Raw genomic sequence first — 22,745 nt, 5'->3', positions numbered from 1 at the left:
TTAATTATTTATTATCACTTATACATTAATTTCGTGGGTAATTTTTATTCAAATAGCAATTTAACATTTGAATATCGGTCGGATTAACCCCTCCTATTCGTAGGGCCTGCCCCAGAGAAATCGGCTTGATTTTGGTTAATTTTTCACGGGCCTCTTTGGCTAAATTGTCGATTTGGTAATAATCAATATGAACCGGAATTTTTCGGGCTTCGTATTTGCTTAATTCTTTTATCTCTTGTAGTTGGTTAACAATTTGTTTTTCGTACTTAATATTAACCTCCAATTCCCGTTGTTCTTCTCAATTTAAGTTTTTTATTTTTGGTATCCAGGTCTGAAATTCTTTTAAGGAAATTTTATTATTTTTCAACAAATCATAACCACTTATTGTCTTGATGGTTTTTCATTGGCTAATATCTAAAGAGGGGAAATTTTTGGTCAAATTATCGTCAGCCTTAAAGATTAAATTTTGTAATTCTTGGTTAATTTCTTTTTGTATTTTTTGTTGGGTCTGGAATTTTTCTCATTCCTCGTCCGTTAACAAACCCAATTGGCAAGTAATCGGTCAAAGACGAGTACAAACGTTATCATGCCTCAACAATAAACGATATTCAGCCCGAGAAGTCAAAAGTCGATAAGGGTCAGTGATTTCCTTGTTAACCAAGTCATCAATTAATACCCCGATATAGGCTTGGTCGCGGCGGAGAATTAATGGCTCCTGTTTTTTTATTTTACGACTGGCATTTATGCCGGCCATTAACCCTTGGGCGGCGGCTTCCTCATAGCCAGTAGTGCCGTTAATTTGGCCGGCTGTAAATAGGCCGTCAACTAATTTACTTTCTAGACTAGGTTTTAATTGTGTTGAATCAATCACATCATATTCAATAGCATAGCCTCAATTTTTTACTTGGGATTTTTCTAGTCCCGGCAAAGTTTTCAAAATTTCAGCCTGGATTTCGGCCGGTAAAGAAGTGGATAGACCCTGGATATAGGTAGTGTCTAATTCTCGAGACTCTGGTTCCAAAAATATTTGGTGTTTTTCCTTGTCGGCAAACCGGTAAACCTTATCCTCAATACTGGGACAGTAGCGTGGCCCGGTGCCAATATCCGGCTTGTAAAATATTGGAGACAGGTGCGAGTTTTCCCGAATAATTTGGTGCGTTTTTTCACTGGTATGGAGTAGATAACACGGCAATTGTTTTTCTCATGATAATAATTTCGTATAATCGCTGTGGGAAGAAAAGCGCAAGGGCAAATTGGTGCCCGGTTCAACTTTTAAACCCGAAAAATCAATAGTATTAGTTAAAATGCGTGGGGAAGTTCCGGTTTTAAAGCGTTTTAATTTAAATCCTAACTCTTGCAATTGTTGAGAAATATTATTTGCTACTCTTTTTTCTCCACCCGGTCCTTCCACGCGGCTTTCTTTTCCTCGATATGTGATCGGTTGTAAATAAGTGCCAGTAGTTAAGATTACTATTTTAGCCAAGATGATTTCCCCATTATTTAATTCTACTCCCTTAATCTTGCCTTTATCTATTAATAAATTTTTCACAGCCCCTTCGATAATAGTGAGGTTTTTTTGTTGGCTGACCGTGGCTTGCATATAACGACCATAAGCAATTTTGTCCGATTGCACTCGAAGGGCCTGAACTGCTGGACCATTAGAAGTGTTTAGTAATTTAAATTGGAGAGCCGTCGCGTCCGCCGCTTGACCCATTTTTCCTCCCAAAGCATCAATTTCCCGCACTACTATTCCTTTCGCTACTCCCCCCACCGAAGGATTACAAGGCATGACTCCAATTTGGTTTTTTGCTAAGGTAATTAAAGTAACTTTGTGTCCTAATCGGGCACTGATTAAGGAGGCCTCAATGCCAGCATGCCCTCCCCCTATTACTATAATATCGAACTCTGGAAGTATGGTTTTTTTCATATAAAATAATTTTGATAACTACTGGCGCCCACGAAGAGAATCGAACTCCTGACCAAACGCTTAGAAGGCGTTTGCTCTAATCCACTGAGCTACGTGGGCTTGTTAATTTAATTTTCCTTTTCCAAGAAAATCAAATCAGAGATTTAATTTTTCATATCCTTTTTTACTTAAAAAACAGTTTATTTTGGCGCGCTCGGGAGGATTTGAACCCCCGACCCTCTGATCCGAAGTCAGATACTCTATCCGCTGAGCCACGAGCGCAAAGTGCTATAATTATTTTTTTCAAACTTTTTCAGTGTTTTATGTAGCAATCGACTCAATTTTTTAGCCTCCAGCAAAATTGTCGCTATCTAATTTTTAATATTTTTGTCTATTCAAAAACATTTTTATCATATTTTTCTAAATCTAAAAGAGCGTTGCGAAAGGCAATCGCCTGGTCGAATTTGAACTCTCGAGTGAATTTTTTCATTTGCCGCCGGAGGTCTTTCACTAATTTGGTTAACTCTTTAGTCTTCATTTCTCCTCTTTGGGCTTTTTCTACTAAAAGGGCTATTAACGGGTCCAGAACAATATCTTTAACCGGTTTTTCTACTGTTTGGGGGGTGATATTGTTCCATAGGTTATATGCCTGTTGGATTTGCCGTCGGCGATTAGTTTCCTCAATGGCACCAAGCATATTTTCCGTAATTTTATCAGCATATAAAATCACTCTGCCATTACTATTGCGGGAAGCCCGACCAATTATTTGAATCAGCGAGCGAGTATCTCGTAAAAACCCAGGTTTATCAGCGTCCAAAATACAGACCAAGGAAACTTCCGGCAAATCTATTCCTTCTTTGAGGAGATTAATCCCTACAATTACGTCATAAACTCCCCGTCGTAAACTAGTAATAGTTTGATAACGCTCAAAAATTTCTAATCTGCTGTGTAAATATACCACCCGAATTTCTCTTTCTTGTAAGTAATTAGCAATATCTTCGGACATGGCAATGGTTAAGGCGTAAATAAGAACTTTTTCGCCACAACGGCTTTTGGTTTGGATTTCTTCCATGATATCAGCAATTTGATTGCGAGTGGTTCTTACTTCTATCTGGGGGTCCAGCAAGCCGGTCGGACGGATAATTTGTTCGACTGGTTGATAATTTACTTTGGCTAATTCGAAATTGCCAGGAGTGGCCGAAACATAAAGAACATAATTAATTTTGGCAAAAAATTCCTCTTGGTTCAAAGGACGATTATCCAGAGCCGAAGGCAAACGAAAACCATATTTTACTAAGGTCTCTTTGCGGCATCGGTCCGTATTATACATAGCCTTGACTTGAGGAATAGTGATATGAGATTCGTCAATAATAGTCAAAAAATCGTCCGGAAAATAATCTAATAGAACAAAGGGGGTTTCACCTTCTTTTCGGCCGTCAAAATAACGCGCATAATTTTCAATGCCGGGGCAAAATCCCATCTCCCGCAAATTAAGTAGGTCCTCCTGAACTCTTTTTTCCAACCTTTCGGCTGGTAAAAATTTTCCTTCTTGGTAAAAATGCTCTTTTTGAGTGGTCAATTCTTTCTCAATTTCTGCCAAAATTTCGGTCAGTTCTTCACCTTCCTCACCCACATAATCCTGACTGGGAGGAATGGATATTTCTGCCAATTCGTCCATTTTTTCACCAGTGGTCTTATTTCTTTTGTTAAAGTTTTGGATTTTTCCCTCCCTGATTTCTATCTGAAAATAATGATTTTCTTCCCAACTCAACATAAAAGTAATTTTCTCGGTTTCTATTTGACAATGGCCAGGATTAATCTTTTTCTCCTCCTTGTATCCTAAATGGAGCAATTTTTCTCTAATTCAATTAATTTTTATTGGCTGTCCTTTTTCTAAATGAACGACAACTTTTCGATAAGAAGTAGGATTAAAACAACCATAAATGGCGGCTACGGACGCTACCACAATTACCTGCTTGTCAGTAATTAAAGCATTTAGGGTTTTCATTCTCATCTTGGCAATACTGGCATTACGCTGAACCTTTTTGCCAATATAAATATCACTTGCTGGCTTGTAGGCTTCGGGTTGGTAATAATCGAAGTAAGAAACATAATATTCGACCTTGTTGTGGGGAAAAAATCCTTGCATTTCTTGATAAATTTGCATGGCGAGGGTTTTGTTATGGGCCAAAATTAGGGTGGATTTTTGGGTTTGTTGGATAATATTTGCCATGGTGAAAGTCTTGCCGGTGCCGGTGGCTCCTAATAATACTTGTTCTTTTTGTCCTTGGTTAATGCCAGCAACGATTTTCTTAATCGCTTCCGGTTGGTCTCCGCAGGGTTGAAAATTAGTGGTAAGACGGAACATAGAAAATTATAATGAAGTTTTAAAAAAAGATAAAAATCCAGTTTCAGTTTAAAATTTTGCATAATGTATATGATATATAAAATTAATTTATAGAAAACAATATGAATTTATCCGACCCAGTGGCTAATATGCTAACCTCCATTCGTAACGCAAACATGCGGGGTTATAAAACAGTTATTTTTCCTTATTCCGTTTTTAAATGACAAATATGTAAAAAGTTGGTAGGAAATAATTTTCTTTCACAGTGCTGATACGACGATAAAAACCGAAATATCAAAGTAGATATTAAATATGCTAATCAAAATAGCCGTATCCACCAGATAAAAAAGATTTCCAAGCCTTCTCAACATATCCATTGGCAAGTGGCAGAATTAAAAAAAAATTGCCGCGGTCGGGGTTTTTATTTTATTTCTACTCCGTTTGGTCTCTTAACCCACCGCGAAGCCCTAGCCAAAAATCAGGGAGGCAAGATTATTTTTTTTATTAGTTAGTCGAATGGTGCGGGAAGTGTTAAATTACAATATACGAGACGTCAATAAATATTCACATGGCTAAATTACAATTTTCTTATGACTCGATTGTGGGTGGTGCTCCCAGTATAGTGTATGGTAGCGAATACGAGTTAACTATGAATGTCCGCGAAATAGATGAAAATAAACAAAATGTCGATAAAATAAATCGTATTAGGATTATTGCTCATCATGATGATATTCTTTTTTTTCAACAATATTTTAATACTCGCAAAAAATATTGTTTTGAAATGGATGATAGTGACATTTCCCAAACGAAAAAGGAGTTAGGAATGTTTAATGTAGTAGAAATTAATTTTGACAAAACACGAAAACATGATAGTTATTTTAAACCAATTACTTTTCAACAATCAACATTAGTCATTGATGAAATTGAAAAAAAATGAGATTTTAATAGCAGAGAAAACACTTTAGGAGAATGAGATGAATACAAAAAAGAATTAAAGTTAAAAATCAAAACCCAGGCCAATTTTACTTTTACTGATTATCAAGGTGGAAAAACTTTGGTGATTGAGGGGGAAAAGGCTCGTGAAGTGTGAGAATTGATAAAACAATGAAAGAATAATCAAGAAAAGAAAATTACTTTACAAGGAATTATCGCAGCAAGAGCCGTTTTTAAAGCAAATTATTCTAATGCCTACCTGTATTTGGACGATAATGCTTTTGATAAGGCTATTTTAGGCGAGGAGGAAACAAACGAAACAAATAATAATACTTCGTCTCATAACAATAATAATGATTCTAATTCAAACAACAATAACAATCTGCCCCCTACTCCGACCGAAATTTTTCAGAAGGCTTGGAATGGAAAAGATGGAAATAGCCAGTTAAAAAGTTTAATTAACAAATACAAGGTTATGGAAACCGAATTTTTGAATGTTGCTAACGAAAGTTATCTAACTTCTGACCGCCAAATTGACTTAACGGCTCTGGAAGGATTTTTCAAAATTGCTTTTGGGGATAGAGTGGTCGAGCCAGAACAACAAGAACCAAAACAAAATAATACTCCTGACAATCACGAACAGACTAAAACTGATGCCATTCAGAAAATAAACGAGACTCTAAACCAAGAACCGAAAATATTAAGTAGCGAATTAGGCTCTGATTACGCCAATTGAGAAGCAAAAATAAACTCTTTTTCAAAAATAGACGAGATTAATAATTTCCGAGATAAGGTTTTAGCCAATATTAGGAGTAAAAGGCAAAACAAAGAAAAAGAAAGTAAATTAAATGAAGAAATTAAAAATGCTCAAAACAAAAGCGGCGAAGATTTGGAAAAAGAATTAGAAAAAATGGAGGAAAATGAAGGCAGCGAGGCCTACAAAAAGAAAGAGGAGGAAATAAAAAAATTGAACGAAAAATTGGCCCAAGAAAACCCCGAATTATATCGCCAAAAAGTAATTAATGTTCTAACCAGGAAAATGGAAAAATGAGAAATTGACGAAAGTGAATTGAGCGTTGAGTTAAAAGAGGAATGAAATAAGTTAAAAAGTGGGGAAAATATAAACACTACGCAAGTTGACGAAATTAACCAAAAATTAACGCAATTTGTTGGTTCAACCGGAGCCGAAAAAAGTTTGACTAAATTATTAAACCAGGCTCAAGTAGCCTTAAAATCAGGTCAAAAAACCGAAATAGATAAAGCCAAAAATGATTTATTGGATTTTTTGAAAAGTACGAATGTTTATGAAAAAAATGTTGTTTCGGCCAGAGAATCTGATATCGAAAAAATGATTAAAGATTTAGAAAATTATTCTAGTCAAAATGCGGGTTCACCGTCCAAACAGGATTTTCCTTGGAAAGTGGTGGTTCCAATTTTTTTGCTAGTAGTTTTAGTTGGGGCGGCGTTAGTAGTGGTTAGAAATAGAAAAGCGAGAAAGAAAAATAGATAAGATTACATACAGAAGTTTGAAAATTACTATGTTTAAAGAATAGCGACAGGCAAATCAAATTTCGCATCCGAGCCTACAAATTAATTAAAAAATATAATTATGGAAATAATACAACAAAAAACTAATGAACTTCTCCAAGAGGAAATTAGGCGAGCAATAAGAGAAAAATTAAGTCGGTTCACTTTTCCCTGCCCGCATTGTCAGAAACATATCAAGGACGAGGATTTTGGCAAAGAACAACAGGCTTTTCATTACATTAATGAAATGGTGCGAAAAGTCTTGGAAGAACAAATTATTCCTCAATGATATCGTCACCGAGCAGCAATAACTAAAGAACTAGAAGAACAAAAAATTTATGAAAATTTTCCAGAAGTCAAAAAATTAAGAGAGACCATTGAACACAACCAAAAAGAAATAATTTATCTTCAATCTCCCGCCCATATAGAAAATTCCATTCGAGTTAAGAAGTTGGAGGAAGAAAAAAAAGAAATTGCGGATAAGCACTGAAAAACTATTGAAAGTTTACAAAATCAAAACCAAGAATTACAAAAACAGTTGACCGAAAAAAAAGAACAAATTCAAAATTTAGTATTAAGACAAAAAGGACAAGGCAAAGGACAAGACCTGGAAAAATGGTTCTATGAGGAATTATTGAAAGTTTTTGACGGTCAGGATAGAATTACCGATATAAGTAAAGGGCAGATTGGTGCTGGCAAAAGAGCCGATTTTCTCCAAGAGGTCTTAACCGCCAGTGAACCAAAAAAGGTGGTTGGTCGGATTGTTTACGAAACCAAAAACGCTGAAAAATGGGACAATGGTTGAGTTGACAAATTGGAGAGGGACATGGTATCTCATCAGGCCGATTATGGTTTCATTGTGGCTACCTGTGAAGGGGACAAAATCATTCGGTCAGCCAAAACTATCGACCCCCACAAAAAAATTTACATCAGCGGCGACAATGTTAATCTATCCTCAGTAATAAAGGCCATCCGGGAATTATTAATTACCAAATATAACCTCACAAGAAATGATAATTCAACCGACCAAGAACAAAAATTGAAAAAAATTGAGGAGTGGGCCAACAGTAAGTTGCCTAAATATATAATTGACCTACAAAAACAATTAGAAAACCAAGAAAGTGCAGTTAATGCGATTATTGACAAAGCCAATAAAATAAAAAAATTTAAAGAGGAAATTTACCGATTAGCCATGGTTAATATTAATGAGGAGTTAAAAAAATATTTAAACTAATTATGTCAAAAAAATACTTTATTTTTCAGAGCCACGCGTGGAGACATCCCGAAAAAGATGCTCAAAAAAATGTTTACCAAGTTAATAATAAATTTTTATATAAGAAGAATGAACTTAAAAGTTCTAAATATATAAAAATTGGAAAAAATAAGGAGCAAGAAATCAAAAATTTACGTGGTTCAAACATTTACATTTTTTCTATTCCGGAAGAACAAATAGAAATCGAAGAATGAACTCAATCCGGAAAAGTTTATAATGCCCTTTCATTCGGAGATGATGTTTCTATTGATGAATTAAAAGGAAAGAAAGACATATCTTTTTCTTATAAATCATGTAAATATCCTTCTTCTCTTGATAATTATCTTACTTTTGAAGGATGAACGGCGGGAATGGCAATAGAAACAACAGGAGAAGAGTGGGTTTTTCCTACTATTAATGAAATTACAATTTTATTTCCAAATCGTGAAGAAAGAGATAAAAAATACCAAGAGTTTAATAATAAAACACATTGCGTTGTTGAAGGAGTTGATTGGGAAAAAGTCTGAATGAGTTCCAAAGGTTTGGGAATAAGAGAATTTGGTAAAATAGGAGAAGCATTTACGGAGGAAGAAGAAACAACACCGCCTCCAAAAAAACCAGAGCCAACCACAGAAACACACGCAACGGAAACGGGAGAGACCGGAGATACACCACAAACGGAAACAACTGGGAATTCAGGACAAATGCCAGAACAAAACACACACACACACACCTAAACCTATTAGCGTTTATGATTATTTCGAAGCAAAGTTGGCAGACGAAGACCAAGATTTGTGAACATTAGTTAACCAGTATATTCCTGGCAGCAGTAAAGATGAAAAAAAGATGCTTTTCTTGTCGTTAATAAAAAGTGGGCTTGTAAATGAAGACCACATAGACAGCCAACGGAAATTCATTAAATATGAATTTCTTAAAAACAAACTTGAAGAAATTTATCCTCAAAAAAAAAGCTCTCAAAGTGACGGTTCTCCTCCTAGTGAAGATGGGCTTGCTCAGACTAAAAAAAATGCTATTCAAACCATCACTGCTGCTCTAAACCTAGAACCTGCCGTAAAAGAAAGCGAGTTAAGTTCTGAATTTCAAGGCTGAAATGAAAAAATAAATAATTTGGATAAGGAGGAAATTATTAATGATTTGGTAAAAAAAATGTTATCGGCCATTGGAAGTAAACGAAGAGAAAAACAGACTAGTCAAAAAGTAAATGAGAATGTAAATGATATGAAAAATAAAACTGGCGAGGAGTTAAATGAGAAAATAAAAGAAAATGATGAAGCATCCGATACCAGAGCTTACGAAGAAAAGAAAGAGGAAATTCAAACTCAAAAAAAACGGTCTGCTTTGGAAGACCCTAACAAATATCGTCGGAATGTTGCTATTCCAGGAATTAAGGAGACAATGGCAAAAAACGATATTAGAGAAGACGAGTTAGATGATGAGACAAAAAGAGATTGAGAAAAATTAAAAAATGGAGAAATTCAAGGTGAAGAGATAGTGGAAAAAGAAATTAAAATTAAACAATCCATTAGTCGGCAAGGAGCCGAGAAAAAAGTTAATTTTTTTAGAAATGAAGTAGAAATAGCCTTAAAATCAGGTAAAAAAGAAAGGATAGAAAAACTTAAAATGCAAATGATAGAATTTATTAATGCTGATAATGTATTCTATGAAAGCAAAAAAAGTGAGGTTCGGTCCTTATTATCTAAATTAGATAACTATAAACAGCAGAAAAATAATTCACTGGAAAAATTTCCTTGAAAAGTGGTTGTTCCTGTTTCGTTGTTAGCAGTAATGTTGATAATAATTGCTTTGGTAGTAATTAGAAAAAGAAAAAGAATTAGCCAAATTACGAAAACAAAAACCAAAACGACTAACTAATACTGAAAAAAATAATAGCAAATTAAATTGAATCATTGTCTTGGGAATTGCTGCTAGTTTTTATTTATTATGTTTTATTCTTTTATTGTTATTGAGAAATAAGAAAAGCCATTGACTCAATTATCAATGGAAACCAAAAGTTAAAAAATTCATGATTAATAGAGGAATTGATATTTAGTGCAGATTAGTAATTATGTTATATAGTAGTATGACTAGAATTGTTTTTAGACCCGAAGAAGTGCGAAAAATTAATTTTTGAATGGCGGATCAGCCTGGTGGCAGCATAGGCTAGTCTGCCTGGAAGTCCGGCACTGAAAAGTTAATCCATTTCTTTAAAATAATTTTATGCCCGTCTCTCTTCAGAAAAGATTTTCCCTCTACTCCTGATTACTAAAAAAACTCCGGTCGGAATTAATTATCTGATATTTTTTTACTTTTGTTTCTTCCTTTTTTTATTATCAATCGGTTTTTAGCCTGAAAAGATGGGGTCATGAAAGCACAAAATTTCCTATCTCTTTTTTTTTCAAAACTGTTGCTATTAGGACCCGAAGTGGTTTGCTTTTCTATGCTCTTTTCTGTTTTTTTATCGGCAGCTTGTTGACTAATCTGATTTGTGATTATTTAAAAAATTACACTCTCGAATTATGTCGGGCTCATTTGCGAAAGTTGCTAATTAGGCGCAGTGCTAAAAACCCGTCAAAAGCCCACCTCAACCATCAAGAAATATTGAGTAATTTTTGAGGGGAAACCGAATTGTTTGCTCCCCTTTTTGTCCTTGTCCCTCACAGAATATACTCGGCAATTGTCAATACTAGTTTAATTCTCATTTTTTTAGCCAGTTTCAGAGACAGCGACTTTGCTGTCTCCTTTGTTATAATTGTGTCGTTAATTTTGGCCTTTTTGAGTTTTTTTGTTTATCAAATTCAAAAAAAAATTAACCGGCAGCAGGATAATTTTCGCCAACAAGAAAACCAAGCCGCAGAAAAATATTTAGAAAATCCCTCTGAGCCACAAAAAGTCGAAAAATTAATTGATTCTAATTTGCAAAAAAGCCGCTTTTCTCTAAAAAAAAAAACTCTTTCTTATTTGCCTAATTTAATTATTCCGGGACTCAGTGTTCTTTTTTGTTTTATTTTTGTAGCCATCCGAGGGACCAATTGAGAAACGACCGAATTTGTGGACGTTGGTCTAATTGCTGGCTCTATCCAAATGATATTTTGAAAAGTGAAAGAGATAACCGATAATTCGTTAGAAATTAGCAAAATCAAGGTTCACCATAAATCTTTACAAAAGGTGCTGCATAAATTACCAGAGATAGAACCCAAAAAAAGAAAAAAGTTATAACAATAATAATTACAAAAGAATAATTTGCTAAAAAAGTATTGATTTTTGTGGTAAAATCAACGAACAAAAAAATGGAAAGGTTAAATACTGAAAATCGAGGAGTTGAATATGTAGTAAGTGGTAAATCTGACATTATCCTTAGTTTTGATGAAAAATGAGTTTTGCCCGTGGTAAGTAAAGAAAAAACCTATGATTTTAGAAGATACAAACTTCACCCAGAAACCAAAAGAATGTGATTTTATGTTAATCAGCCCGTTTCTCAATTACTTTACATCGCTGAAATTGATCCGGCCGTAGAGTATCCTAACCAAATACCCAAAGATGGTATTGGTAACAAAGAATTTAATCAAGGCCAAGGCATAAATCAAAGCAAATTTGCCTATAAGATTAAACATTTATATAAATTTAATAAACCAATCGGCATTAAAGAATTAAAAAGTAGATATAATATATCTCCTCCACGAAAATATATTTATGTTAGCAAATATGCTGCTCTGGTAAATGGTATAGTTATAGAACAACAAACAAAATTATATTAAAAATGTCTGTTAAAAATTTCGTGCGGGTAATTATTCAAAATGAAAAAGGGGAGTTGTTGGTAATTTTTGAAAAAAAATGGAATTGTTGGGTTTTTCCGGGTGGGAAAATAGAACCGAATGAAGCACCTTTAGAGGCTGCTAAAAGAGAGGCATTTGAGGAAACTAATTTAGTAATTGAGGATTTAGAAATAGTGGCCGAAAAAGTTTTTTCTGGAAAAAATCAGAGTTGCATAGGTTATCTTGTCAAGGTCAATAGATACTCCGGGGAGGTAAAAAACAAGGAATTAGAGAAGATCGCAGACATTAAATTTAAGCAAATAGATTATGAATTTGCGGTCAACAGGCTTTTTTATGCCATCGAATTTTAAATTGACTAGGAGGGAAAAGTTGACTTTATTATTAAAATTTTGTAAAATAACATATTATGAAAAGCCCCAATATTCAAATAAAAGAAGTTCCTAACAAAATATTCCTCTCTGAATTACAAAATCGCTTGCGGGAAAACAAAATCAAAGAAAGCCAATTGGCCAAAATTTTAACTGAATTAGTTTTCGCTCAAAGCGAGCAACAATTAGCCGCTGCTTATGAGGAATGGGCCAATGACCCTGAGGAGCAGGCAGAAATAAAGGCCTGAAAAGAAGTAGAAAAGGACAATTGAGATAAGTAAGATGGATATTTCAAAAAAGCAGTTAGCCGGTAGAATTGCTGAAATAAATCCCTGCCGAGGTGAAGTTTATCGGGTAGAAATAGACGACGCCCAAGGCTACGAACAAAAAGGAAACGAGGATAACATGCGTTTGGCCGTAGTGGTTTCTAATAATCAGCAAAACGCCAAAAAGAATGTGATAGTTATTGTGTCATTATCTAGCAAGGTAAAAAAATTTATCCCTTTCAAGTGGCTACTTTTTTCCGCGGAATTCCAGGCAAAGCCAAATGCGAGCAAGTGCGAGCAATTACTATTGAACGATTTGTAAAGAAATTAGGACAATTAACGAAAAAGAAATGAACGAAATTGAGGAGAAGTTGGTTTTTGTTTTACATTTAGAAAGTTTAATAAAAAGGAGAGTTCAGATGATAGTTCAAAAACATTTAAAATTGAGCAAGTTGTAAAATTTTCTTTAAAAACAAATAGCAATATATAACCTGTCTCGTCTCGTCATGTCTAAAAATTTAATTTAAAAATAATATATTATGAAAGTCCGTAGTTCCATCAAAAAAATGTGTGAAGGCAAAGGAGGTTGTCAAGTAATCATAAGAGGGGGGCGCCGTTATATTTACTGCAAAAAGGATCGTAAACATAATCAAAGACAAGGTTAATAAAAACTATAATTAATATATGGTACGTATTGCAAATAAAGAATTGCCAGAAAATAAAAATGTTTGGGTGGCCTTGAGTCATATTCACGGCTTCGGGAAAAAATTTGGTCCAACTTCCCCTTCTCGACGAATTTTGACCGAGTTAAATATTAATCCGTTAGTTAAGGTTAGGGATTTAACTCCTGAACAAGTTAACCAAATTAGTCAGAAAGTAAAAGAAATCCCTACTGAGGGAGAATTAAAGGAACAAGTTCAAAAAAATATTAGCGAACAAATTAGTCTGGGTACTTATCAAGGATTAAGACGTTCTCGCAAACCTAATCCTTTGCCAGTCCATGGTCAGCGCACTAGAAGTAACTCTCGTACGGCTAAAGGGCATGAAAGAAGGACTGTGGCTAATAAGAAAAAGGCCCCAACCCCAAAATAATTTTAGTTAGTGTAATTAACTACGTAAATCCCAATAACATTTATGAAATTAGCCCGTCGCCAAAAAAAAATACTTTTAGCCTCCATCATCTCATTTTTTTTAGTACTTGCCGCAATATTATCCGCTGTTTTGCTAGCAAATAAAAATCAAAAAAATTCCTCGGGGCGAATTCCGGAGAAAAATGATTCTCCCGCCGATAATTCCAATTTACTCCAAACCAAAGCCCAAAAGATTAATTTTTTTAAATTGGCATTGAGTGCAGATAGTATTAGAGAGGAAGATTTATTAACAGAATTAAAAAACAGCAATTATCTCACGGCTGACAAAACCGATTGAAAGGATTATATTAATGAGGCCACTACTTCCGAGGAATTACAAATACGAGAGGGAAATGTGAAAGTAGTTATTAGTAAATTGAAAGAGTCACCAGGACAAACACCAGGACAAACACCAGGACAAACACCAGGACAAACACCAGGACAAACACCAGGACAAACACCAGGACAAACACCAGGACAAACACCAGGACAAACACCAGGACAAACACCAGGACCTTCAAGGACTCCAACACCGACTCCAAGGTCAGAATGAGAAATAAAATTAGGAGAAATCCAAAACTTTCTTAATAGTAATCCAAAAACTTTACAAGAAGTGAAAAAATGAATACAAGACAAAAATTATGATCCGTTAAAAGGCATAAATCTGGCCGGAGTAGATTTAAGAGACAAATCCGATTACGGTAAGGTATCAGATTTGGAGAGCCTGACCTCGGCGGATCAAAAAAACTTAGCCGTCAAATATAAAGATTACGTTCAAATACCAGCAGCCGGAGACGGCAATTGTTTTTTGCACTCTTTTTCAGTACTTTTGACGGGTGAAAGTAGTGTGGATTTAACTTTACGTTTAAGAGTGGCGATATGTTTAGAAATGTTGGAGCATGCTGACATATATTTCCAAAGCCAACATGACGACACCGAAGAAAAACAAATAGCCGAAGCAAAAAGGATAATAAAAGATGAATTAATTCTTAAAAATGGGGCCTGACTAAACAGCGATACTATCAAATTTTTAGCCCCGATTTTAAAAAGACCATTAATGGCGGTATCCAGAATGGGTCGCGAGAAAGGTGAAGGAAAAGACAAACAAACCTGAACCGAAATGTATTATTATTGGTTCCCTAACTTTAGTACTGGTTTTGGCGGCGAATTCCTTCCTAGTTCGTATTTTGATTCGCTACCTGATAAATATTCCGAAGAATGAGTTGTTTATAACAGCGGCGGCCATTTTCAGCCTTTAATAAAAAAATAAATAAAAAGTCAATTAATTAGCGATTTCTTAATCCTCTCAAATCGTTCTTAATTCTTTAATACTAAAATTGTTTAAGTCTAATTTTCGTTCACAATCTTTGCAGTAAGTCGCTTGTAAAATAAATTCTTCTCTTTCTTCACCATCACTTTTGGGTTCTTCTTTGTCTTTTCAATTTCCTATTTCCTCCTTTTTGTTAAAAGTAACATCTTTTTTAGGATCCTTTTCTTCTCTATCAAATGTGCCATTTCCAAATAATGATCATGATTGTGGTTGCGAATACTTAACCGTGACTATTTTTCCGGAAATAACCAACTTTTCGTCAGCAAAGATTCTTTTTCATTTTCTTTCTTCGATAATGTTATTGCTTAACGTAAAGGAATTAATTTTAAAATTTCAATTAAAACAGGTGGGGCAGATAATTTTTTTGAGTTCGTTAAGGTTGTAAATAAGACCACCAATTTTTTCTTTTAATTCTTTAGCAATCTTTCCCCCTTCTTGGCCGACAGTCTTTTCTAATTCTGATAAAGGAATTTCTAATTTAGCCAATTCAGCAATCTTTTCTTTTATTTCTCCCAAATCGTCTAAACTCCCCTTAATATTTTCTCCGGTCTCTTTTAACTCCTCCCCAGTTTTGTTCAATTTGGCCAAACTAGTGGCGATATTTTTTAATTCCCTTTCAATCGCGTTTAATTCCTCAATAGTTTTGGTTAATCCTTTGATTTCTTTTTGGATATTTTGTAATTCTTCTTCGGCTTGGTTAACTATTTGAGAAAAATTTTTTAATTCTTTTTTTATTTGCTGGGAAAAATCATTGAAATTATCTTTCATTCCCCGAGCAGTGTACCAGTGTAAAACCAGCGAAGCCAGCAAAAAAATGTTTATCATTAACAAGGAAGCCAAAATGAGTTTGCTGGTTCATCCCTTCTTACCTTTTTGTCTGTAGACCATGCTTTTGATTAATTAATTTTATGCGATTTTTATTTAAATAAATTTCAATATGGACGGCTTTCTTTTGATTGACAAACCCTCCGGAATCACCTCCCATAAGGTTATTGAAATCATTCGCAAGAAATTAAACATTAAAAAAGTGGGGCATGCGGGAACTCTAGACCCTTTGGCAACTGGTCTGCTAATAATTATGCTTGGTAAATCCACCAAATTAAGCAATCAATTAATTAGCCAATCCAAAACCTACGAAGTAGAAATGAAATTGTTTTGTGAGACTGATACTGGTGATATAACGGGCAAAATCGTCAACCGGGAAAAACCTCGTCTGTTTTTTGTCAAGCAAATACAGCATACCCTTAACCACTTCAACAATTATGAATACCACCAACAGCCCCCACGCTATTCGGCTATTAAAATCAGAGGCAAAAAATTATATCAATATGCCCGCCAAAATATCCCTGTTGAAATCCCTCTTCGTCTAGTAAAAATCAAAAAAATAAAATTGCTAAATTATTCACCAGTTGAAGAAAAAATAAAATTAGTAGTCAAATGTAGCAAAGGCACTTATATTCGTAGTTTAGTCAAGGATATAGCCGAAAAATTGGGAACCATTGCCACTGTAAGCCAATTGAGGAGAATTAGTTCCGGTAATTTTCATATTAACCAGGCTCTAAAATTAGCAGAAGTAAAAGCCGAGAAAATAATTTTGTGAAAAATAGATGAAAATATTTTGTCGTAGACTAAAAATGGACGAAATAAAGCATTTAGGTTAGACGGAGATATAAAAAATTAGGTAATTATATAGAATTTTACACTAATTATCTTTTCTCTCTTTCTTTTCAATTTTTAGGTGGAGGAATTTTAAACATAGCCTCTACCATTTTATCAAAGTCTTTTTTTCTGACTTTTCTTTTTTCCTCTTTTTCGTTTAGACTAATAAAAGAACCTTTACCACATTTCGGACAGTGAATTAATTTCTTTGTCATATAAATAGTTTTATGGATTACTTACAATTTTAAGATTAATCATTTACTGATTAGATTTCATTATAATCAATAATTGTAAATTATTTATCTATAAAATCACCTAGTAAATAGTATTAAAATTGTAAAAAATGCTAAAATATAATATATTATGATAATAGATTTGTTTGCCTCATTATTTATATCAGGGATGTTTCCTGGTGGTGTTGCTGTTTGAGTGTTTTATGCTTTTTGAATTCTTATTTTTGGTTATTGGATATATAGTGTGGTTAGATTAAGTAAAAATAAAAGCAAAGGTGGAATGTGAGCTATATTAGGAGTTGGTTTATTAATATCTTTCTTTTTCGCTTGTATAGCAAGCATGTTTATTAGTAGTGATAAGGGTGATACAGAGAGAGAGAGAGAGAGAGAGAGAGAGAGCAAAAATAGCAATTTGAAATTGATATTAAAACTTCTATAAGGGGTTAATTTTTCAGCGAGGGCAATCACAAAAAAACATTTGGGTCGGTTCTTAAACTAAATCCACCAGTGGCTACCCTCGCTCAAAAGTTAATTCCATAAAAATAAGCGAAAAAAATCCCCCTCTTTTTCTTAAAATTTTTAGACTAGCAGTAATTATGGGAACCTGTTTCATAGTTATCTACTTTGCTACCCAGACTATCCAGCCCAGCCAACTATGAGGAAGATTCCAAATCCCTGACTAAACTGGGTCTAAATAGGTAGGGTAGGAAAATAGACAACTATATACTTATTTTACACAATTCTTTATAACTTAAACTTTTACCTACACTTGATAAAAGCACTAAATCAAACCTTTCTTGTTCGCTGTGCTTTCTTGTATTAAACCTTAAAGTAAACTCGTTAAGATATCTTTGTAAGTGTTTTTTGCTTACTTGGTGATAAGTGCCAATGATGGTTCTTTTTAAATGAGACCATGCATTCTCAATAGCATTAGTAGAAGCATTACCATTGACATATTGCTTAATGCTGTGATTTACTATTTGATGATTGAAATTTTTGTATAAATCACCATGCCTATATCATTCATCCGTATAAACATTAGAACCCTCTTTAACATTAGCTCTAATTATGGGGTTAACTGTTTCTTGTTTAGTGTTAGGGATAGTTTGAGTGATTAAATTGCCATCTCTCTCAATAATTCCTAATACTGGTATCTTATCTTTTCAATTGCGACCTTGGCAATGAGGAGCCTTTTTATCTCTGTGCCTATTTTTGTTTTTCCCTCCTATAAAGGTTTCGTCTATTTCTACACTGTTTCCTAACATAACTTTAAATTCAGGTAAGTTAGAGATATAGCGTAGACGATGTAATACGAACCATGCTGATTTTTGAGTAATATTTAACTTTTTTGCTAATTCGCAAGATGAAATACCTTTTTTATCAGTAGAGAGCAAATACAAGGCTAAAAATCATTTCTGTAAAGATATATTGGAGTTTCTAAATATTGAACCAGTTTTAACAGTGAAATATTTGCCTGTATTCTTACACTTATAGCGATTATTAGCACATTTATAGACTTTGGAATTGGGGTCAAAAGGGGAGATTACTTTGTCTTTTCATCTCCGTTTTTCAAAATAACCAATACAATCTTGCTCGGAGGGATTAGATTTTAGGAAATCAAATAGGCTTTTAAGGTTCAATGACATATATTATATTTTATTTATAAAATATAAAAGTTCTTTATAAAACTCCTGTTTTTGATTTTGGTGTAAAATTATATATAGTTGCCTAAATTTATTAATGTCAGATCGTTATTGAATTAACTTCTTTTTTGATTATTCACTAATAATATTGTCTCTTTTGGTATTTTCTGTTTACTTTCTTTACCTTTCATTAAAAAAGCCTCGGTTGCTTTCTCGTCGCTGACTATCCTTTCTTTTATTGTTTATTTCTATTCTTTTGTTATTTTTCGTCTTTTGAGTATACAGTAAAAATTTTGAATAGTTGAATTATTTTTTAAGCCTTACGGCAAAAGTTTTATATTTTTATCTATGTATTTTGTAAGTTTTTTGTCGCGACAGCATGTTTTTTAAATAAAGTTTTTTCTTAAGAAGTTATAATATAAATTGGGGTAGGAAAAGGTGAAATTTTTTTGCTTACTTGGTAAAAATACTATAATATGACGCAAAAGCATTATTGTCAAAAGTGTAAAAATCTCATTGAGGAAGGCAGTAATTATCGTGGTTATCGTTATTCCTATGGACCAAGAAATTGGTTTATCTATTATCTTTGCCCACAGTGTTTTCAGCAGCAAAAAGAGGAAATTAAAACCCAAAGAGATAAAAATTGACAGCAAGTTAGCACGATTTTAATAATCTCTTTAATAGTTATAGCAGTATCAGCAATTTTATTTCTTCTCTATCAATATCGTCAGGATCGAAAAATTGACCGAATAACCAAAAAGGCGCAAAAAAAATAGAATAGCAGAATTAAGTCAGCAAAAACATCATGGAAATTAAATAAAACGGAAAATTAAGGTTTCACTAATTAGAAAACGAGTTTATGCTAGCCAGTTAAAAACACTTAATATGGATTGAAAAGGTATTTTTCGAGAAAATTGACTGTTAATTGTTGTATTAATAATATTATTTTTTTTACTTCTCGTTTTTTTTGTAAATTGAGAAGAAGTTGAGAAAAAAGAGCAATCAGAAAGTTTCTTAATCTGTCCCATTCGTGGCCCTCTACGAGTCCGAAAATATGACAGAAGGGGAAATTACACAGAAGAATACCAAAGAATTAGATTGATTAAATATCTTTTACAAAAAGGTTATCCTAAACATCAGTTTCTTGTTGAATACGCAATACCAATCGGACACAAAGGACACAATACGCTGCGAGTTGATTTAGTAATCAAAGAACAAAAGAAATTTATCTGTGTCGCCGAAGTGAAAAAAAATTACTCCAAAGAAAATAAAAATTCAGCCATTCGCCATCAATTAATACCGGCTATGCAAATAGTTAATGCTAAATATGGAGTTTATTTTGACGGAACCCAAAATAGTCGCTTATTATTCAGGAACAACGACGGAAGCCTATCAATTCGGGAATTTCCTTAAAATGTTCTTTTGGTGGGTTATCATTTGTTGCGGTTTCTTAAAAAGATGAGGAGGTTAAATGCATCTCATTTTTTTTCGTATCCTTCGAGACGGGTTCACTCAAAATTCGGCCCGATTTGGAAGTAGAGAGTTAAATATAGCATTATGCAAATTAAATGTCAGTAACCTATTCTAGGATTCTTTTTTTGTCTTTCTTTTTTTTCCTAAATTATTAACTTTTTCTTTTAAAGTGAGATAAAACTTGGTGCACCTCGCACATAAACTATCATCTTGTCGCAAAGCCATTAGAAAACTATAAGTGAATGTAGCGAATGAGATTTGTTCAATCTCAGTTCTTTTTTTTATTACTTCACTATAAGCACTAAGCAAGAATAGTATTTCACAACAACTAACATACTTTTTTTGGATGTCAGATTCTTTAGTTATTGTTGTAGATGCTTTTTTTTTACTCATTCATTTATTACAAATTGCAAAATCCTGTTTGTTTTTTAGTTTTGTTACCCAACTTTACTAACCACCTTACTCTCATCACCAAACCAAGAACCAGCAAGATTTTGACTTATTACTCTACAAAAAACTAATTTCCACTTTCAATCTTTCTAAAATCCTCTTTTACTAATCACACTTTCACCAAAAGTGGCACTTTGGGGATGGTTAGATGTTATCTCAGTATCAATAGTAATATCATCACCTACTTTAAAACTATTAAAAGGAGGTTTATTGTAAACTGTAATGCAGTTAGCACTTTTATCTTTATAATCTAAGTTAGCATCTAATCAGAAAGTAAGATAGTCTTGGTAAATACTGGTTCTTGTGATTCGAAAGGGCATTCTTAGTTTGCTCATATTAATTGATTTTACATTATTTTCTGATTTTAAACAGATATTTTTTATAAAATTAATCATATAAAGAAAAACGAAAATGAACATATGTTAGCAAAAAAAATAGTCGGGCATAAAGTAAAAAGCAAGAAAGCAATAATGGTTGGGGTCTACAATCAAGGTGAGTAAAGAACAGGAATTAATTGCTTCTCTCCAACAGAGAATAAAAGAGTTAGAAAGCGAACGAGAAGAATTCACAGTAGGAGGTATCAAAATTCTCTTTTCTGGTAAAGCTAATGCCCAACAAGTAGCCAGAAAAGTCAAACCAAGAACCTTAAAGGAAGTTTCTGAATTAAGTATTGGTAGTGAAGAAGAAAAAAGCAAGAATTTAGTAATTGAAGGGGATAACTTAATGTCGATGGTTACTCTCTACCAATATCACGGCAAAATTGACTTAATTATTACTGACCCTCCTTATAATACTGGTAAAGATTTTCGTTATAATGATAGATGAGATGAGGAACCTAACGATGAAGGAATTGGAGACTTAGTTAAGGCAGATGATTCGAGCCGACATACCAAATGAATGAAGTTTATGTTACCCAGAATACAAATGATGTGGAAAATGTTAAAACCTGGTGGAGTTTTAGCAATTTGTATTGATTATCGTGAATTGTCTAGGTTAATTTGCTTGCTGGATGAAATATTTGGTGAAAAGAATAGATTAGGAATTATTAATTGACAAAAAACTTTTGCTTTAAAAAACGATAGTAAACACTTATCTAATCAAACGGAGTATGTATTGGTCTATTCTAAAAATGAAGAAAAAGCAGAGACTGGGAAATTGTTGCGTAGTGAAGAACAAATAAAACGATATCAAAATCCTGATAATGACCCAAATGGCTCGTGACAGGCTCACAGCGCTAATGCCAAAACTCCTACTCCTTCTATGGTTTATGCTATCCAAAATCCTTTCACTGGTAAACTTATTTATCCACCAGCAAACAGACACTGAGTAGTAAAAAAAACTACTTTAAAGTCTTTATTGGAAGAGTGAGGTTCAGAATACGAGGAAAAAGAATTAAATGATGGCAATGTTAAAGGGTTACTTTTAAAAAAGTTTAAAATGGAAAACTTAGGAAATCCCGAGAAAGACCCTATATTTTTAAATTCAAGAGATAAAGCACAGAAAATACACTCTAAAAAACCCTGACCAAAATTGCTTTTTGGTAAAGATGGAACAAGTAATCCTACTATAAAGCGTTATTTATCTGACTTGCAAGAAGGAGTGGTAGCCACTACATACTGAGCAAATGAGAATTATGAAAAAGTAGCAGAATTAACTTCAGTTTCTTGAGAGCATCAGCAATCAGGTCATAATCAAGGGGCAGTTAAAGAACTTTGTAACAGAGTTGGAAAAGAACAATGGCTTGAGGGCGTAAAACCTCTTAAACTTTTCAAAAAAATCATTCAACTCTGATGCCCTCCTAACGGATTAGTATTAGACCCTTTTGCTGGTTCTGGAACAACAGGGGAAGTAATCTTAATGTCAAATAAGAATGATGACATAAGAGAGAGAGAGAGAGAGAGAGAGAGAGAGAGAGAGAGAGAGACGAAAATTCATTTTGATTGAGCAAGGAAGACCCGAAAATGATGACAATTACTGCCGAACCTTACTTCAAAAACGCTTAAAGGCAGTCATTAGTGGTCAGTGAGCCGACCAAAAAGAACATGAACCACTAGGAGGAGGATTTAAATTCTTATCTCTAGACAAAGCTATTGATGAACAAACTTTGCTGAAGATGGAAAGGAAAGAAATCATCGAGGCTATTTTTGCTAGTCAAATAACTTCCCTTTTACTTATTCCTGAAAATTCTAATTTTAAGTATTTAATTGCCAAAAATAAGCAGGAAGAGGGGATTTTCCTCATTTGAAACGGAAACAGCAATTCCCAATTAACCCAAGACATTTATTATCAAATCACTCGAGAAGCACAACAAGCCAACTTATCAACTAATAAATATCATGTTTATGCCCGCTTATGTAGTTTCTCTACTTCTAGCATCGAATTTGAACAAATACCTGAAAAAATATTGCAAGACCTAGGAGCCAAATAAAGTATT

25 protein-coding genes and 2 tRNA genes are annotated in these 22,745 nt (G+C 33.7%); 19 read left to right on the top strand and 8 right to left on the bottom strand.

What is annotated here, in order from left to right:
• Positions 1-25: 25 nt before the first annotated feature.
• The 4 genes from mnmG to uvrB all read right to left on the bottom strand — a co-directional run bounded on the left by mnmG (position 26) and on the right by uvrB (position 4,274).
• The gene (mnmG, locus tag DHMRE_RS01200; RefSeq protein WP_322632726.1) at positions 26-1,915 is read right to left on the bottom strand and encodes a tRNA uridine-5-carboxymethylaminomethyl(34) synthesis enzyme MnmG; all 1,890 of its coding nucleotides are present in this window, start codon (positions 1,913-1,915) and stop codon (positions 26-28) included.
• A 34-nt stretch (positions 1,916-1,949) separates the two neighbouring features.
• Positions 1,950-2,026, bottom strand: a tRNA-Arg gene (locus DHMRE_RS01195).
• Between the two features lie 86 nt (positions 2,027-2,112).
• A tRNA-Arg gene (locus DHMRE_RS01190) sits at positions 2,113-2,188 on the bottom strand.
• 109 nt (positions 2,189-2,297) lie between these two features.
• Positions 2,298-4,274 carry an excinuclease ABC subunit UvrB gene (uvrB, locus tag DHMRE_RS01185; protein ID WP_322632563.1) on the bottom strand — a complete coding sequence of 659 codons (1,977 nt, stop codon included), beginning with the start codon at positions 4,272-4,274 and terminating at the stop codon, positions 2,298-2,300.
• A 101-nt stretch (positions 4,275-4,375) separates the two neighbouring features.
• Here uvrB and DHMRE_RS01180 point away from each other — a divergent pair, with 101 nt between their 5' ends.
• The 13 genes from DHMRE_RS01180 to DHMRE_RS01120 all read left to right on the top strand — a co-directional run bounded on the left by DHMRE_RS01180 (position 4,376) and on the right by DHMRE_RS01120 (position 14,793).
• The gene (locus DHMRE_RS01180) at positions 4,376-4,765 is read left to right on the top strand and encodes an uS8 family ribosomal protein (RefSeq protein ID WP_322632562.1); all 390 of its coding nucleotides are present in this window, start codon (positions 4,376-4,378) and stop codon (positions 4,763-4,765) included.
• A gap of 56 nt (positions 4,766-4,821) precedes the next feature.
• A complete protein-coding gene (locus tag DHMRE_RS01175; RefSeq protein WP_322632561.1) occupies positions 4,822-6,696 on the top strand; it encodes a hypothetical protein in 1,875 nt (624 codons plus the stop codon).
• Between the two features lie 99 nt (positions 6,697-6,795).
• Positions 6,796-7,947: a DUF2130 domain-containing protein gene (locus tag DHMRE_RS01170; RefSeq protein ID WP_322632560.1), complete on the top strand. Its 1,152-nt coding sequence runs from the start codon at positions 6,796-6,798 to the stop codon at positions 7,945-7,947.
• A 2-nt stretch (positions 7,948-7,949) separates the two neighbouring features.
• On the top strand, positions 7,950-8,702 hold the full coding sequence (locus DHMRE_RS01165; RefSeq protein WP_322632559.1) for a hypothetical protein: 753 nt from the start codon (positions 7,950-7,952) through the stop codon (positions 8,700-8,702).
• Positions 8,703-8,736: 34 nt separating this feature from the next.
• On the top strand, positions 8,737-9,858 hold the full coding sequence (locus DHMRE_RS01160; protein WP_322632558.1) for a hypothetical protein: 1,122 nt from the start codon (positions 8,737-8,739) through the stop codon (positions 9,856-9,858).
• A gap of 345 nt (positions 9,859-10,203) precedes the next feature.
• A complete protein-coding gene (locus tag DHMRE_RS01155; RefSeq protein ID WP_322632557.1) occupies positions 10,204-11,202 on the top strand; it encodes a hypothetical protein in 999 nt (332 codons plus the stop codon).
• A 71-nt stretch (positions 11,203-11,273) separates the two neighbouring features.
• Complete coding sequence (locus DHMRE_RS01150; RefSeq protein ID WP_322632556.1) at positions 11,274-11,741, top strand: hypothetical protein; 468 nt, start codon at positions 11,274-11,276, stop codon at positions 11,739-11,741.
• A gap of 2 nt (positions 11,742-11,743) precedes the next feature.
• Positions 11,744-12,109, top strand: coding sequence for an NUDIX hydrolase (locus DHMRE_RS01145; protein ID WP_322632555.1), 366 nt, complete (start codon positions 11,744-11,746; stop codon positions 12,107-12,109).
• Between the two features lie 56 nt (positions 12,110-12,165).
• A complete protein-coding gene (locus DHMRE_RS01140) occupies positions 12,166-12,408 on the top strand; it encodes a hypothetical protein (RefSeq protein WP_322632554.1) in 243 nt (80 codons plus the stop codon).
• Position 12,409: 1 nt separating this feature from the next.
• A complete protein-coding gene (locus tag DHMRE_RS01135; protein WP_322632553.1) occupies positions 12,410-12,715 on the top strand; it encodes a type II toxin-antitoxin system PemK/MazF family toxin in 306 nt (101 codons plus the stop codon).
• 217 nt (positions 12,716-12,932) lie between these two features.
• Positions 12,933-13,058: a 50S ribosomal protein L36 gene (rpmJ, locus tag DHMRE_RS01130; protein ID WP_322632552.1), complete on the top strand. Its 126-nt coding sequence runs from the start codon at positions 12,933-12,935 to the stop codon at positions 13,056-13,058.
• A 19-nt stretch (positions 13,059-13,077) separates the two neighbouring features.
• A complete protein-coding gene (locus DHMRE_RS01125) occupies positions 13,078-13,485 on the top strand; it encodes a ribosomal protein uS13 (protein ID WP_322632551.1) in 408 nt (135 codons plus the stop codon).
• Positions 13,486-13,527: 42 nt separating this feature from the next.
• A complete protein-coding gene (locus DHMRE_RS01120) occupies positions 13,528-14,793 on the top strand; it encodes a hypothetical protein (protein ID WP_322632550.1) in 1,266 nt (421 codons plus the stop codon).
• 27 nt (positions 14,794-14,820) lie between these two features.
• On the opposite strand, the gene DHMRE_RS01115 is transcribed toward DHMRE_RS01120, so the two are convergent.
• Complete coding sequence (locus DHMRE_RS01115) at positions 14,821-15,741, bottom strand: hypothetical protein (protein ID WP_322632549.1); 921 nt, start codon at positions 15,739-15,741, stop codon at positions 14,821-14,823.
• Positions 15,742-15,790: 49 nt separating this feature from the next.
• Here DHMRE_RS01115 and truB point away from each other — a divergent pair, with 49 nt between their 5' ends.
• The gene (gene truB, locus DHMRE_RS01110) at positions 15,791-16,480 is read left to right on the top strand and encodes a tRNA pseudouridine(55) synthase TruB (protein ID WP_322632548.1); all 690 of its coding nucleotides are present in this window, start codon (positions 15,791-15,793) and stop codon (positions 16,478-16,480) included.
• Positions 16,481-16,559: 79 nt separating this feature from the next.
• On the opposite strand, the gene DHMRE_RS01105 is transcribed toward truB, so the two are convergent.
• Positions 16,560-16,727, bottom strand: a complete 168-nt coding sequence (locus DHMRE_RS01105; protein WP_195909736.1) for a hypothetical protein — start codon at positions 16,725-16,727, stop codon at positions 16,560-16,562.
• Positions 16,728-16,875: 148 nt separating this feature from the next.
• Between DHMRE_RS01105 and DHMRE_RS01100 the strand changes: the two genes are divergently transcribed.
• Positions 16,876-17,184: a hypothetical protein gene (locus tag DHMRE_RS01100; RefSeq protein WP_195909737.1), complete on the top strand. Its 309-nt coding sequence runs from the start codon at positions 16,876-16,878 to the stop codon at positions 17,182-17,184.
• A 280-nt stretch (positions 17,185-17,464) separates the two neighbouring features.
• Here DHMRE_RS01100 and DHMRE_RS01095 read toward each other — a convergent pair whose 3' ends face one another.
• Positions 17,465-18,391: an IS1595 family transposase gene (locus DHMRE_RS01095; protein WP_195909738.1), complete on the bottom strand. Its 927-nt coding sequence runs from the start codon at positions 18,389-18,391 to the stop codon at positions 17,465-17,467.
• Positions 18,392-18,864: 473 nt separating this feature from the next.
• On the opposite strand from DHMRE_RS01095, the gene DHMRE_RS01090 reads away from it, so the two are divergent.
• Together DHMRE_RS01090 and DHMRE_RS01085 are read left to right on the top strand one after the other, a co-directional pair.
• Positions 18,865-19,164, top strand: coding sequence for a hypothetical protein (locus DHMRE_RS01090; protein ID WP_322632547.1), 300 nt, complete (start codon positions 18,865-18,867; stop codon positions 19,162-19,164).
• Positions 19,165-19,273: 109 nt separating this feature from the next.
• Positions 19,274-19,801: a type I restriction enzyme HsdR N-terminal domain-containing protein gene (locus DHMRE_RS01085; protein WP_322632546.1), complete on the top strand. Its 528-nt coding sequence runs from the start codon at positions 19,274-19,276 to the stop codon at positions 19,799-19,801.
• A 599-nt stretch (positions 19,802-20,400) separates the two neighbouring features.
• Here the strand turns inward: DHMRE_RS01085 and DHMRE_RS01080 are convergent.
• Positions 20,401-20,631, bottom strand: coding sequence for a hypothetical protein (locus tag DHMRE_RS01080; RefSeq protein ID WP_322632545.1), 231 nt, complete (start codon positions 20,629-20,631; stop codon positions 20,401-20,403).
• A gap of 172 nt (positions 20,632-20,803) precedes the next feature.
• Between DHMRE_RS01080 and DHMRE_RS01075 the strand changes: the two genes are divergently transcribed.
• A complete protein-coding gene (locus DHMRE_RS01075; protein WP_322632544.1) occupies positions 20,804-22,327 on the top strand; it encodes a site-specific DNA-methyltransferase in 1,524 nt (507 codons plus the stop codon).
• Positions 22,248-22,739 carry a hypothetical protein gene (locus DHMRE_RS01070; RefSeq protein WP_322632543.1) on the top strand — a complete coding sequence of 164 codons (492 nt, stop codon included), beginning with the start codon at positions 22,248-22,250 and terminating at the stop codon, positions 22,737-22,739. The genes DHMRE_RS01075 and DHMRE_RS01070 overlap by 80 nt, the downstream gene beginning before the upstream one ends.
• Positions 22,740-22,745: the final 6 nt, after the last annotated feature.

This window comes from endosymbiont DhMRE of Dentiscutata heterogama, assembly GCF_002888635.2.
Taxonomy (GTDB): domain Bacteria; phylum Bacillota_I; class Bacilli_A; order Mycoplasmatales; family CGIF01; genus CGIF01.
The sequence above is the reverse complement of the archived record's forward strand: the minus strand, read 5'-3'. Positions and strand labels throughout refer to the sequence as shown.